At 70.9% G+C, this 13030-nt stretch carries 13 protein-coding genes; 8 read left to right on the top strand and 5 right to left on the bottom strand.

All coding sequences use genetic code 11. The features are described from left to right. Position 1: 1 nt before the first annotated feature. From B082_RS35555 to B082_RS0103855, 3 genes are all read left to right on the top strand, one after another. Positions 2 to 472: a hypothetical protein gene (locus B082_RS35555; protein ID WP_037709339.1), complete on the top strand. Its 471-nt coding sequence runs from the start codon at positions 2 to 4 to the stop codon at positions 470 to 472. A gap of 90 nt (positions 473 to 562) precedes the next feature. Then, positions 563 to 1576 carry a tryptophan--tRNA ligase gene (trpS, locus tag B082_RS0103860; protein WP_199783750.1) on the top strand — a complete coding sequence of 338 codons (1014 nt, stop codon included), beginning with the start codon at positions 563 to 565 and terminating at the stop codon, positions 1574 to 1576. A 106-nt stretch (positions 1577 to 1682) separates the two neighbouring features. Further along, positions 1683 to 2273, top strand: coding sequence for a 2'-5' RNA ligase family protein (locus B082_RS0103855; protein ID WP_018550500.1), 591 nt, complete (start codon positions 1683 to 1685; stop codon positions 2271 to 2273). A gap of 9 nt (positions 2274 to 2282) precedes the next feature. Here the strand turns inward: B082_RS0103855 and B082_RS0103850 are convergent, their stop codons facing one another. Then, positions 2283 to 3101 (bottom strand): decaprenylphospho-beta-D-erythro-pentofuranosid-2-ulose 2-reductase, encoded by an 819-nt coding sequence (locus B082_RS0103850; RefSeq protein WP_018550499.1) that lies wholly within the window; start codon positions 3099 to 3101, stop codon positions 2283 to 2285. A gap of 43 nt (positions 3102 to 3144) precedes the next feature. Beyond that, positions 3145 to 4488: an FAD-binding protein gene (locus B082_RS0103845; protein WP_018550498.1), complete on the bottom strand. Its 1344-nt coding sequence runs from the start codon at positions 4486 to 4488 to the stop codon at positions 3145 to 3147. Between the two features lie 140 nt (positions 4489 to 4628). On the opposite strand from B082_RS0103845, the gene B082_RS0103840 reads away from it, so the two are divergent. After that, positions 4629 to 5585: a YihY/virulence factor BrkB family protein gene (locus B082_RS0103840; RefSeq protein WP_018550497.1), complete on the top strand. Its 957-nt coding sequence runs from the start codon at positions 4629 to 4631 to the stop codon at positions 5583 to 5585. On the opposite strand, the gene B082_RS0103835 is transcribed toward B082_RS0103840, so the two are convergent. Continuing rightward, positions 5533 to 6813: a D-alanyl-D-alanine carboxypeptidase family protein gene (locus B082_RS0103835; protein WP_026249408.1), complete on the bottom strand. Its 1281-nt coding sequence runs from the start codon at positions 6811 to 6813 to the stop codon at positions 5533 to 5535. The two genes, B082_RS0103840 and B082_RS0103835, sit on opposite strands and share 53 nt — an antisense overlap. Positions 6814 to 6934: 121 nt before the next feature. On the opposite strand from B082_RS0103835, the gene B082_RS0103830 reads away from it, so the two are divergent. The 3 genes from B082_RS0103830 to B082_RS0103820 all read left to right on the top strand — a co-directional run bounded on the left by B082_RS0103830 (position 6935) and on the right by B082_RS0103820 (position 10273). Beyond that, positions 6935 to 7180, top strand: coding sequence for an SCO4848 family membrane protein (locus tag B082_RS0103830; RefSeq protein ID WP_018550495.1), 246 nt, complete (start codon positions 6935 to 6937; stop codon positions 7178 to 7180). Between the two features lie 64 nt (positions 7181 to 7244). Next, a complete protein-coding gene (locus B082_RS0103825) occupies positions 7245 to 8498 on the top strand; it encodes a metallophosphoesterase (RefSeq protein WP_018550494.1) in 1254 nt (417 codons plus the stop codon). A gap of 221 nt (positions 8499 to 8719) precedes the next feature. Then, entirely contained in the window at positions 8720 to 10273 is a 1554-nt protein-coding gene (locus tag B082_RS0103820) for an ABC transporter substrate-binding protein (RefSeq protein WP_026249407.1), read from the top strand. A gap of 87 nt (positions 10274 to 10360) precedes the next feature. Here B082_RS0103820 and B082_RS0103815 read toward each other — a convergent pair whose 3' ends face one another. Both B082_RS0103815 and B082_RS0103810 read right to left on the bottom strand, forming a co-directional pair. Next, positions 10361 to 11080, bottom strand: coding sequence for a TetR/AcrR family transcriptional regulator (locus tag B082_RS0103815; protein ID WP_026249406.1), 720 nt, complete (start codon positions 11078 to 11080; stop codon positions 10361 to 10363). Positions 11081 to 11108: 28 nt separating this feature from the next. Beyond that, positions 11109 to 12341 carry an MFS transporter gene (locus B082_RS0103810; protein ID WP_018550491.1) on the bottom strand — a complete coding sequence of 411 codons (1233 nt, stop codon included), beginning with the start codon at positions 12339 to 12341 and terminating at the stop codon, positions 11109 to 11111. Between the two features lie 165 nt (positions 12342 to 12506). On the opposite strand from B082_RS0103810, the gene B082_RS0103805 reads away from it, so the two are divergent. Next, positions 12507 to 13016, top strand: a complete 510-nt coding sequence (locus tag B082_RS0103805) for a MarR family winged helix-turn-helix transcriptional regulator (RefSeq protein ID WP_018550490.1) — start codon at positions 12507 to 12509, stop codon at positions 13014 to 13016. The last annotated feature ends 14 nt before the right edge of the window (positions 13017 to 13030 follow it).

The raw sequence follows: 13030 nt of genomic DNA, 5'->3' as shown, positions 1-13030 counted from the left end.
CATGAAGAAGACGAGCTTCGTTCTCGCGTTCCTCGTTCTTGCCGCCGGTCTCACTGCCTGCGGCCCGGCGGATACCAATAGTTCCCGTCCGCGAGTCCCGATGCCGAGCAGTGTTCCCACCCAGCCCGTGTACGCCACTGCGGACGATGTGATGGAGGCCATGGGTGATGGTGGGCTTGAGTGCAGGCTTCTTCGTCGCGCACGGGCGAATTTCGGCTCGGGGCTCGACTGCGTTGTCGAAATCATGGGCACGGAGGTGGAGAACCAGATCCATGTACTCGACCCTGCCAGATTCAGCCGTGACGACATCGGCGACTCCATCGCCGGCAGACGCGAGCCCCCGTTCAGCCACACCATCGTGGCTGCGGGCAACTGGTACATCCGGGTCACCTATCCCGTGTTCGCCCCGCAGGTCGCCAAGGCCCTCAAAGGTGTCGTCCTGCCCCCTACAGGCCAGGGGCAGCGGAGCTGAGGACGCGGACCGCGCCACGCCCTCGGCGTCCTCGCGCCTTTCCTCCACCGGCTGCCCGCGAAGCCTCGCGCACCTGAGACAATGACTTCCATGGCCTCTGAACGTCCCCGTGTGCTCTCCGGAATCCAGCCCACCGCAGGCTCGTTCCACCTCGGCAACTATCTCGGTGCGGTCCGCCAGTGGGTGGCTCTGCAGGAGTCCCACGACGCCTTCTACATGGTGGTCGACCTGCATGCGATCACCGTTGCCCAGGACCCCGCGCAGCTGCGTGCCAACACCCGGCTCGCCGTTGCCCAGCTGCTCGCCGCGGGGCTCGACCCCGAGCGCTGCACGCTGTTCGTCCAGAGCCATGTGCCCGAGCACGCGCAGCTGGGCTGGGTCATGAACTGCCTGGCCGGGTTCGGTGAGGCGTCGCGGATGACGCAGTTCAAGGACAAGTCCGCCCGGCATGGGGCCGACCGCACCACGGTGGGGCTGTTCACCTACCCGATGCTGATGGTCGCCGACATCCTGCTCTACCAGGCCGACGAGGTCCCGGTGGGCGAGGACCAGCGCCAGCACCTGGAGCTGACCCGTAATCTCGCCGAGCGGTTCAACGGCACCTACGGGGACACCTTCACCATCCCGGACCCGTACATCCTCAAGGAGACGGCGAAGATCTACGACCTCCAGGACCCGTCGGCCAAGATGAGCAAGTCGACGGCGAACCCCAAGGGTCTGATCAACCTCCTGGACGAGCCGAAGGTCACCGCCAAGAAGGTGAAGAGCGCGGTCACCGACACCGACACGGTGATCCGCTTCGACCGGGCCGAGAAGCCGGGCGTCAGTAATCTGCTGACCATCTACTCGACGCTCACCGGCGCCACCGTGCCGGAGCTGGAGCAGAAGTACGAGGGCAAGGGCTACGGCGCGCTGAAGACGGACCTCGCCGAGGTCATGGTCGACTTCGTCACACCGTTCCGCACCCGCACCCAGGAATATCTGGACGACACCGAGACGCTGGACTCCATCCTGGCCAAGGGAGCGGAGAAGGCGCGGGCGGTCGCCGCCGAGACCCTGGCGCTGACCTACGACCGGATGGGCCTTCTGCCGGCGAAGCACTGAGTCCAAGGGCCCTGGCGGCGAGGCACTCACAGGCGGCACACTGGCGGCGTGAAGCTTGCGGCCGGTCTTGGCTGAAAACAGACCACCGAGGATTGAGGAGAACGACGTGGGGACCGTAACGCTCGGCGTTTCGATCGCGGTCCCGGAGCCCTACGGCAGCCTGCTCCAGGAGCGGCGCGCGAGCTTCGGGGACCCTGCCGCACACGGCATTCCCACCCACGTCACCCTCCTGCCGCCGACCGAGGCGGAGGCGGCCCGGCTGCCCGCGATCGAGGTGCATCTCGCCTCGATCGCGACCGGCAGCCGCCCCTTCCCGATGCGGCTGTCCGGCACGGGCACCTTCCGGCCGCTCTCGCCGGTGGTCTTCGTCCAGGTCGTGGAGGGCGCCTCGGCCTGCTCCTGGCTCCAGAAGCGGGTCCGGGACGCCTCCGGACCGCTGGTGCGCGAGCTGCAGTTCCCGTACCACCCGCACGTCACCGTCGCCCACGGCATCCCCGAGGCGGCGATGGACCGGGCGTACGCGGAGCTCGCCGACTACGAGGCGTCCTGGACCTGCGGCTCCTTCGCCCTGTACGAGCAGGGGCCGGACCTCGTCTGGCGCAAGATCAACGAGTTCCCGTTCGGGGCGGGCGGCATCGGCCCCGCCGTCCCCGCCCAGAGCGGCAGCTCCCTCGACGCGCCCTCGCTCCAGCCGTAGGCGCCGCCCTCACACCGGCATGCGGCGGAACAACGGCCTCGGCACGTGCCGCAGCGCCGACATCACCGCCCGCAGCGCCCCCGGCACCCACACCGTCTCCGAACGCCGCCGCAGCCCGGTCACGATCGCGTCCGCGACCGCGCCCGGCGTCGTCACCAGCGGTGTGCGCGTGAACGGGATCGTCGCGAGCGGCCCCCCGGCGCCCCGTTCTCCGGCGCCCCGCCCCCCGGCCGCCCGGACCGCCGCCGCGTTCGGCACCACGAGCCCCGGGCGCACCACCATCACGTGCACCCCCGTGCCGTGCAGCGCGTCCCCGAGGCCCTGGGTGAACACGTCCAGGCCCGCCTTGCTCGATCCGTAGATGAAGTCCGCGCGCCGGGCGCGCTCACCGGCCACCGAGGACAGCACCACCAGCGAGCCGTGTCCCTGCGCCTGGAGCGCGCCGGCGCACACCAGCCCGGCGGAGACCGCCCCGGTGTAGTTCGTCTGCGCGACCCGGACCGCGGCGAGCGGCTCCTCCTCGTCGCGCTCCTGGTCGCCCGGAATACCGAAGGCGAGGAGCACCATGTCGATGTCGCCCTCGGTGAAGATCTTGCCCAGGACCGTTTCGTGGGACGCGGTGTCCAGGGCGTCGAACGCGACGGTCTGCACGTACGCCCCGCGCCCGCGCAGGTCGTCCGCGGCGGCGTCCAGCGCGGGGGAGGGGCGGCCGGCCAGCCAGACCGTGCGGGTGCGGTGGGCGATCAGGCGGCGTGCCGTGGCGAGCCCGATCTCCGACGTGCCGCCGAGGACGAGCAGGGACTGCGGGGCACCGAAGGCATCCTTCACGGGAACGCTCCTTACAGGGGATGAGGTGGAGTGGGGGCGCCGTTCACAACGACAGCCGGCGGGACAGGTCCGAGCGGAAGGCCCCGTTCGGGTCCAGCTCGGCCCGCAGCGCCCGGAACTCGGGCAGCCGCGGGTACATCGCGGCGAGCGCGTCGGGGCGCAGCCGGGAGTCGTCCGTCAGGCAGATCCGGCCGCCCGCGGCCGCCACCTCCTCGTCCAGGGAGTCGAGGAAGCGGGCGAGGCGCGGCAGGCCGGCCGGCAGGTCGAGGGCGAGGTTCCAGCCGGGGGCCGGGAAGGACAGCCAGCCGGGGCCGCCCGCGCCGAACCGCCTGAGCACGGCACGGAAGGACGGGCAGCGGCTGCGGGCGATCCGTCCGACGATCCGGCGCAGCGTCTCCTCCTGCCCGTGTCCGACCAGGAACTCGTAGTGCACGAGGCCGCCCGTGGCCGAGACGCGGTTGGTGTGGGGCGTCGCGTCCAGGGCGTGGAAGAAGGCCGGGACCGGCTGGAGCTCACCGGTGCGGGACCGGGGTGCCGAGCGGTAGCCGACCTCGTTGAGCGCGGTGGCGGACAGCCGCCCGAGCAGACCGGGCAGCAGGGGGAGTGCGGTGGGGCGCCGCACCGCACGGACGGTGAGTGGTGTGCGCCGGTCGTGTGCCGGGAGCGCGTCCACGGGGGCGTGGTCCGCCCTGACCAGAACCCCGCGCCCGGTCGCCCGGCCCCGTGCGGTGAGGTCGACGCGGGCGTACTCGTAGGCGTGGTGGCCGCCCCGTGCCATCCGGGCCAGCAGGTCGTCCAGTCCGGTGGCCCGTTCGGTGTCGACCGACATCAGGGACGTGGCGACGGGGCGGAACCGGAGCGTGGCCGAGAGGATCACCCCGGTCAGCCCCATGCCGCCGGCGGTCGCGTCGAAGAGCGGGGTGCCGGGGCGGACGTCGTGCACCCGGCCGTCGGCGGTGAGCAGCGCGAACTCCACCACATGCCGGGAGAAGGAGCCGGCCGCCCGGTGGTTGTCGCCGTGGGCGTCGGAGCCGATCGCGCCGCCCACAGTCACATACCGGCCGCCGGGCGTCACCGGCAGGAACCAGCCGAGCGGAAGCATCACCTGGCGCAGCCGGTGGAGGGTGACGCCCGCGTCGCACACCACGCGCCCGGACGCCGCGTCGATCGCCCGGACGCGGTTCAGGCCCGTCATGTCGAGGACGGAACCCCCGGCGTTCTGCGCGGCGTCGCCGTGCGCCCGGCCGAGGCCGCGGGCGATCGAGCCGCGCGGCCCGCAGCCGAGCACCGTCGCCGCGGCCTCCTCGTAACTACGGGGGCGAAAGCGCAGCGCGGTCGTCGGGGCGGTGCGGCCCCAGCCGGTCAGGGACACGGTGTCGACAGACATGAGGGTGACCGTATCGTCCAGGAAAACACCTTTGCCGGATTTGTTACAGCACTCACCGAAATGGGTGATTGAAAGAGTGTCATCTCCTCCACCACCCACCGGGCTTCGGTTTTCGTGGGCGGGGAGGGTAGTCGTACGACATGGACTGGCTGAAAAAACTCCCCGTCATCGGGCCACTCGTCTCCCGGCTGATGGAGACACACGCCTGGCGCAGCTACGAGACGCTGGTACGGGTCCACTGGGCCAGGCTCGCCGCCGCGATCACGTTCATCAGCTTCCTCGCCCTGTTCCCGCTGATCGCGGTCGGCGCGGCGATCGGTGCCGCGCTGCTCTCGGACAAGCAGCTGGACAAGATCGAGGACAAGATCGCCGATCAGGTGCCCGGCATCTCCGACCAGCTCGGCATCGACAACCTGGTGGCGCACGCCGGGACGGTCGGTCTGGTGGCCGGTGCGCTGCTGCTCTTCACCGGTGTCGGCTGGATCGGCTCGATGCGGGACTGTCTGCGCGCGGTCTGGGAGATGGACGACCTGGACCAGGGCAATCCGGTCATCCGCAAACTCAAGGACGCCGGGGTGCTGTTCGGTCTGGGCGGCGCGGCCCTGGTGACCCTGGCGATCTCATCGGTCGGCTCGGTGGCCGTGGGCTGGGTCGCCGATCTGCTCGACATCCCGGAGAACGGCGCGGGCGGGGTGCTGCTGCGGATCGCCGCCCTGCTGGTGGCCGTGGCCGCCGACTTCCTGCTGCTGCTCTACCTGCTGACCCTGCTGCCGGCCGTCGAACCGCCGAGGCGCCGGCTGGTGGTGGCCGCGGTGCTCGGCGCCGTCGGGTTCGAACTGCTCAAGCTGCTGCTCGGCAGCTATATGAAGGGCGTCGCGTCCAAGAGCATGTACGGCGCCTTCGGGGTGCCCATCGCCCTGCTGCTGTGGATCAACTTCACGGCGAAGCTGCTGCTGTTCTGCGCCGCCTGGACGGCGACGCCGAGCAAGGAGGACGATCCGGCGGTGGACGCGGAGAAGGACCCCGCGCCCGCCGCCCGGGAGGTCACGCGCGGGGACGGCGACGGACCAGGTCCGGCAGCGGCCAGCGCCGGTTGACCAGGAACACCCCGCCGGCCAGCAGGACCAGCACGCCGCCGACGATGCCCAGTGCGATCCCGACCCCGCTGGAGCCGTCGGTGGTGGCCGCGGCCTTCGCCGCCCGGTCCGGTCCGTTCCCGCCCTTGGAGCCCGCGGCCGAGCCGGCCTCGGCGCCCTTGCCCGCCCCGGCGGTGTCCGCGCCGGTCCCGGTCACCGCGGACTTCGGCGGGACCAGCTCACCCACCGGGGTGATCTTGCCGCTCGCGGCGAACCCCCAGTCCAGCAGGCTGGCCGCCTCCTTGTAGACGGCGTGCGTCTCCTTGGACGACGGGTTCATGACGGTGACGAGCAGCACCTTGCCGTTGCGCTCGGCGACGCCCGTGAAGGTGTTGCCGGCGTGCGTCGTGTAGCCGTTCTTGACGCCCGCGATGCCCTTGTACGCGTCGACGCCGTCGGCCCCGGTGAGCAGCCGGTTGGTGTTCTGGATGCCGAAGCTCTCGCGCTTCTTGCCCTTCTTCTTCTCGCCGGGGAACTGTGCGGTCGCCGTCGAGCAGTACTCGCGGAAGTCCGCGTTCTGCAGGCCGTCGCGGGCGAACAGCGAGAGGTCGTACGCGCTGGAGACCTGGCGCGGCGCGTCGTACCCGTCGGGCGAGACCACGTGCGTGTCCAGCGCCTGGAGCTCGACCGCCCGCGCCTGCATGGCGTCGACCGTCTTCGGGACCCCGCCGTACATCGAGGCCAGCACGTGCACCGCGTCGTTCCCCGAACGCAGGAAGACCCCGAGCCACAGGTCGTGCACCGTGTAGCTGAGGTCCTCCTTGATGCCCACCAGGCTGCTGCCCTCGCCCATACCGGCGAGGTCCTCGTCCTTGACCGTGTACTCCCGCGTCTTGGGCAGGAGCGCCGGGTCCCCGAGCAGGGTGTCCGCGAAGAGCATCTTCAGCGTGGAGGCCGGGGGCAGCCGCCAGTGCGGGTTGTGCGAGGCGAGCACCTCGCCCGTCTCCGCGTCCGAGACCATCCACGACCGGCCCGTCAGCTTCTTCGGCAGGACCGGGGCCCCCGCGCCGAGATTGACCTGGGTACCGGCCCGCCCGAGCTGCTCGCCCCCGATCTGGGACATGCCCGACGGCGGCTTGGGCGCGTCGTCGGCGGTGTCACCGTCGGCCGCCGAAGCAGGCGTAACGACAAAAGCGGACAGCAGAATGGCAGAGGTGACCGCGAGCGCGGCCTTCTTGAGAGCTGGCACGGTCGAAAACGTACATGCAGTTGATGTGAATATAGGCCCGGACGCCCTGACTCGCCGCGTGTAACGCCGGGACGGACCACCCCGGACGAGGAGGCCGGAGCGCGGTGGCGATACTTGCTCCATGAAGCTCAGCCGCCCCGTCTCCTGGTTCCTGCTCGCCTTCGGGGTGTGGAGCTGGTTCATCTGGGTCACTTTCGTCAAGAACCTGTGGAAGGACGGCAGCGGCCTCGCCTTCGACGACGCGGGTGACCCGACTGCGTACTTCTGGGTTCATCTGCTGCTCGCCATCACGTCCTTTCTCCTGGGGACGGCCGTGGGCTGGATCGGGTTCCGGGGCGTCAGGGCCCTGCGGGCCGAGAAGGCTTGAAAGGGCCGGGACCGGACAGGTCCTGAATCGGGCGATACAAGGATGAACGGGGCGGGGGACGGGTATGCGGGTCGTGGGGTTCGCCCTGGTGGCGGTCGCGGTGCTCGCGCTGCTTGTCTACGCGCACCGCTATGTGTGGCGCCGCCTCGTCGGTGACACGACGACACCGGGCAGCCCGTGGCGCACGGCCGGCACGGTCGCCGCGTACGCGCTGCCGCTGCTGAGCGTCGGCGCCCTCGTCTCCGGCCGTACGGGCACGCCCTTCCCGCTCCAGCAGGTGCTGGCCTGGCCGGGCTTCCTGTGGCTGGCCGCGCTGCTGTATCTGACGCTCGCGCTGCTGGTGGGCGAGGCCGTACGCCCGCTGCTGCGCCGATGGCTCGCACGCCGTGCGCCCGCCGGGCCGACGCGGGAGCCTGAGCCCGCGAAGGCGTCCGTGCCCGCGAAGGCGTCCGTGCCCGCGAAGGCGTCCGCGCCCGCGCCGGAACCCGGCGACGCGTCGCGCCGGCTGTTCGTGGCGCGGGCCGTCGGGGGCGCCGCCGCCGTCGCCGGCCTCGGGACCGTCGGCTACGGGACGTACGGGGTGCTGCGCGGCCCCCGAGTGAAACGGGTCACCGTCCCGCTCGCCCGGCTGCCCCGGTCCGCGCACGGCTTCCGGATCGCCGTCGTCAGCGATATCCATCTCGGCCCGATTCTGGGCCGCTCCCATACGCAGCGGATCGTGGATACGGTCAACCGCACGCAGCCCGATCTCATCGCGGTCGTCGGGGATCTGGTCGACGGATCGGTCGCCGATCTCGGCCGGGCCGCCGAGCCGCTCGCCGGTCTCCGCTCCCGGCACGGCGCCTTCTTTGTCACCGGCAATCACGAGTACTTCTCGGGCGCCGCCCAATGGGTTGATCAGGTGCGGGAATTGGGGCTGCGACCGCTGGAGAACGCCCGCGTGGAGTCGGCCGGTTTCGATCTGGCCGGGGTCAATGACATCGCGGGCGAGAGCGAAGGGCAGGGCCCCGACTTCGCCCGCGCCCTCGGCGACCGGGACCGGGAGCGCGCGGTCGTGCTCCTGGCCCACCAGCCCGTCGTCATCGACGAGGCCGTCGAATACGGCGTGGACCTGCAACTCTCCGGCCACACCCACGGCGGCCAGCTCTGGCCGGGCAACCTCGTCGCCGAGCTGGCCAACCCCACGGTCGCCGGGCTCGACCGCTACGGCGACACCCAGCTCTACGTCTCGCGCGGAGCCGGTGCCTGGGGCCCGCCCGTACGGGTCGGCGCACCTTCCGACATCACCGTGGTGGAGCTCGCCTCGACGCAGGCGTAATCACCCGCGTACGCCCCCGAAATGGGCGGATCGGGTGACCGGTGGTGAACCCTCTGTATCGGACCTAACCACCGAAGGTTTCGACTAGCGAACAAAAGGCTATGAGCCTCCGATTTCCTCTTCCTGATGTGAAAATCGTGTGATTGGCTGAGCGCGAACGTGCGGTGATCTGCGTATCTGTGCGCGACGCCGAGGTGGGGCTGTTAAGGGAGTGCACGGCAATGCGGTCGATCCGGCTACGGATTCTCGCGATTCTCGCGGTTTTGGTCATCGCAGGCGTGGTCGCCTGGCAACTCCTCCCCTCGGACGAGGCGAACGCCGATCCGGTGACCGTCGGCACGACCGACGTGGTGACGTCCCTCGACCCGGCCGGCGCCTACGACGCCGGCTCCTGGGCGATGTACAGCAACCTCTACCAGTCGCTCATGACGTTCAAGTCCGGGGCGATCGTCCCCGAGCCGGACGCGGCCGAGAGCTGCGGCTTCATCGGCGGGAAGCTGCAGACGTACCAGTGCAAGCTCCGTGACGACCTGACGTTCTCCGACGGCAAGAAGATGACCGTCGACGACGTCAAGTTCTCGTTCGACCGGATGCTGGCGATCAAGACGGACGTCGGTCCCTCGGACCTCTTCCCCAGCCTGAAGAACGTGGTCGCCGAGGGCCGGACGATCACCTTCAACCTCTCCGCGCGTGACGCGACCTTCCCGCAGAAGCTCGCCACGGGCGCCGGTTCGATCGTGGAGAAGGACGCCTACTCGGAGCACAAGCTGCGTGACGACGGCAAGGTCAACGGCTCGGGGCCGTACGTCCTGAAGTCCTACGAGCCCGGCGCCAAGGCCGAACTGGTGCCGAACTCGCGGTACAAGGGCGCGCTCAAGGAGACCGGCGACCCGGTCACCGTGCGGTACTACAAGCAGTCGGAGGATCTCCTCGCCGCCTGGAAGTCCGGCCAGGTCGACGTCACGCACCGGCAGCTCCCGCCGTCCACGCTCGCCGAGCTGAACCCGGGCGACTCCGACAAGCGCGTCACCGAGGCGGACAGCGCCGAGATCCGCAACCTCGTCTTCAACGTCCGCAAGGACTCCCCGCTCGCCGACCGCAAGGTCCGGCAGGCCATCGCGTCGGTCATCGACCGCGGTCCGCTGGTGGGCGACATCTACAACAGCACCGTCGACCCGCTCTACTCGCTGATCCCGCAGGGCTACATCGGGCACAGCACCCCGTTCTTCGACGCGTACCCGGCGCCGGACACCGAACGTGCCAAGTCGCTCATGCAGGAGGCCGGCGTCCAGACGCCGCTGCCCGTCACCTTCGCCTACCGCGAGGGCGACGAGTACACCAAGGAGACGAAGGAGATCCAGCGTCAGCTGGAGGCGACCGGGCTGTTCAAGGTCACGGTGAAGGCCGTGGAGTGGACGAGGTTCCAGAAGGGCTACGCGGCCGGGGAGTACGACATGTACACCGTGGGCTGGCTCCCGGACTACCCGGACCCCGACACCTTCAGCCAGCCGCTCGTCGGCCGCGACAGCAGCCTCCACAACGGCTACAGCAGCAAGAAGATGGACGCGCTGATCAGCTCCACGCTCCAGTACAGCGACCGCAGCCGGGCCTCGGCCGACTTCAAGTCGCTCCAGAAGCTGGTCGGCGAGGACGTGCCGCTGGTGCCGCTGTGGCAGAAGAAGGACTACGTCGTCGCCAAGGAGGACGTCGCGGGTTCGCAGTACCTCTCCGACGGCACCGGCATCTGGCGGCTGTGGGAACTGAGCTGGATCTGATCCGCCGCCCCGCAGAGCCTCACCGAGCGGCCGTCCCGGACTTCCGGGGCGGCCGCTCGGCCGTGTACGCGAAGCCGCCCGCGCCCGCTACCCGGCCGGCCGCGAAGCCGTGCCCGGCAGGAACTCCTCCAGCACCTCGTGCACCTGCCGCACCAGCGGTCGCAGCACCCGGAACCGGGACAGGGCGATGGCGCGGGCGGCGATGGGGGTGGTACGGGCGACCAGGCGGCGGCTGCGTGCCGCGCCCTCCGTCCGGTCGTACACCCAGAACAGCACCAGGCCCATGTGCATCAGCCACATCAACGGGGGCAGCAGGGGCGCCAGTTCGGGGTCGGTCTTCGTCCCGGAGCCGCGCAGGCAGCGCTCGTGGATGGCGATGACCGCGGCGCGGGCGTCGGCCGACTCCGGGGAGAAGGGGCTGAGCGGGCTCTCCGGGTCGGCGGCGTTCTTGAAGAACTGGGTGGCGAAGGGGCGGTACCGCTCCGCCACGTCCAGCCAGGTCAGCAGCACCCCCCGCATGCGGGCCGCGAGGTCCTGCTCGCTGTCCAGGACCGGCCGCACCGCCACCTCGTGCTCGGCGGCCAGCCGGTCGTAGAAGCCCTGGACCAGGTGTTCCTTGGACGAGAAGTAGTAGTAGGCGTTCCCCACGGAGACGCCGGCCTCCTGCGCGATGGCCCGCATCGTCGTGCGGTCGTAGCCCCGTTCCTGGAAGAGCCGGAGCGCGGTCTCAAGGATCAGGGCACGGGTCTGCTCACTCTTGGGGGCTTTGACCTTGACCGCCGTCTCGTCGTTCTCTTCCCTCACCACGGTCCCGAGCGTATCGGGACGGCCGCCCCTACCCCGGCGCGGGCGTTCCGGCCTCCCGCGGCACCTCGGCCGCGGGCGCCCCGAACCGCCGTACGCCCGGCACGGCGGCGGTACTCACGCAGGCGGCGCCGACCAGCAGCCCGGCCACCGCGAGCGGGACCTCGGCGTTCCAGGCGGAGGCGGCGAGCGGGGCCAGCGCGTAGCCGATCGGCGTCGCGGCGAGGGACAGCAGCCAGTCGTACGAGGTCACCCTCGCCAGGGCGTGCGCCGGCACGGCGGACTGGACGGCGGTCTCCCAGACCGGGTTGAGGAAGCCGAGTCCGGCCATGGCGACCCCGTACGCGGCGACGGACACGGCGACCGGTGCGTGCGCGGCCAGCAGGCAGAGCGGCAGCACGTACAGCGCGCCGCCGAGGTTGGCGGCCAGGACCGGGCGGTTGGGGCGGACCCGGCCGGCCAGCAGGGACCCGAGCAGCAGGCCGACCGCGCCGGTCTGGAGGAGGATGACCCAACTGCCCTTGCCGCCGGGGCCGTGCAGGAAGAGGGCCGGGCCGAGCGTCATCAGCACCGCCGCGGCGCCGTTCCAGACGCCGTGGGCGATCAGGCTCGTCCAGTACCAGTCCCGGCCGCGCACCTCGCCCCAGCCCTCCTTGAGGTCGCCGAGCAGGGAGCGCCGGGGGATCGGGACATGACGGACCTCGATCACGTACAGCAGGGCGGCGCTGACCGCGAAGGTGGCGCCGTCCAGGACGAAGGCCCAGCCCGGTCCTGCGGTGAGGACCAGGACCCCGGCGAGGGCGGGCCCGCCGATCCGGGCGCCGCCGGCGACCACCGCCATCAGGGAGTTGGCGCGCAGCAGCCCCGACTCCTCCACGGTGCCGCGGATCAGCGGCGAGGCGGTCGGCATCGCGAACGCCCCGGCGGCGCCGCCGAGCGCTTCGGCGAGCGCGATCTGCCACAGTGCCGGGGCGCCGGAGAGCAGTTCGGCGCCGACGAAGAGCTGGGTGGCGCAGCGTACGAGGTCGGTGGTCAGGGCGACCGTGCGGGCGTTGAAGCGGTCACCGACGACACCGCCCAGCGGGAGCAGCAGCAGCTTGGGCACCATCGCGCAGGCCAGCACCAGGGCGAGGGCGCCGGTCGAGCCGGTGGCCAGGTAGACGGCGAGGGTCAGCGCGGCGGGGATCGCGGAGTCGCCCAGCATGGAGAGGGAGCGTCCGATGAAGAGCAGCCGGAAGGAGCGTGTGCTCAAGGGGTGGGCCATGGACGGAATCTATTTCGGTACCGAACTATTCGTCAACGAGAATTTCGGTTCCGAAGAGTGGTGGCCGTGTCGTGTCCGCGAAGTCCCGTCGTACGTCCGAAGGGCGTCGCGGGCCGGGCGGGACTTCGCGGATACGGCCCCAGGGGCCCGGCGTAGGCTGGGCGCATGCAGCGACGCGACTGGACCGACGGGCATGTGGAGCGGTGGCGGCCCGTCCTGCCCGAGCTCGATCCGGACATCGAGGGCGCGGTGACGCGGATGAAGAAGCTCTCCGTCCATCTGCGCCGGGTGCGCGAGCAGTCCCTCGTCGACTTCGACCTGGACCGCCAGGAGTTCGACACCCTGCACAAGCTCGCCGGGCACGGCGGCACGGCCGCCCCCTCCGAACTGGCCGCCGACCTCGACCTCGCCCCCGCCTCCGTCACCGGCCGGCTGGACGCGCTGGAGCGCCGCGGCTTCGTCCGCCGGACGCCGTCCACCACGGACCGGCGGCGCGTCGACGTGGAGCTGACCGACGAGGGCCGCTCGACGTGGATCGGCGCGATGAAGTTCCTCGGGAACGAGGAGGACCGGCTGCTCGGCGTCCTCGACAAGGACGAACGGGCCCTGCTCAACGACATGCTGCGGCGCATCATGGTCGTCGCCGAGGACCGGGGCGGCGCGGCCTGGGACTGACGGACGGACCCGGC

Origin of the sequence: Streptomyces sp. ATexAB-D23 (genome assembly GCF_000373645.1) — a bacterium.
Lineage (GTDB): Bacteria > Actinomycetota > Actinomycetes > Streptomycetales > Streptomycetaceae > Streptomyces > Streptomyces castrisilvae.
This window is presented reverse-complemented; position numbering and strand designations above follow the sequence as displayed.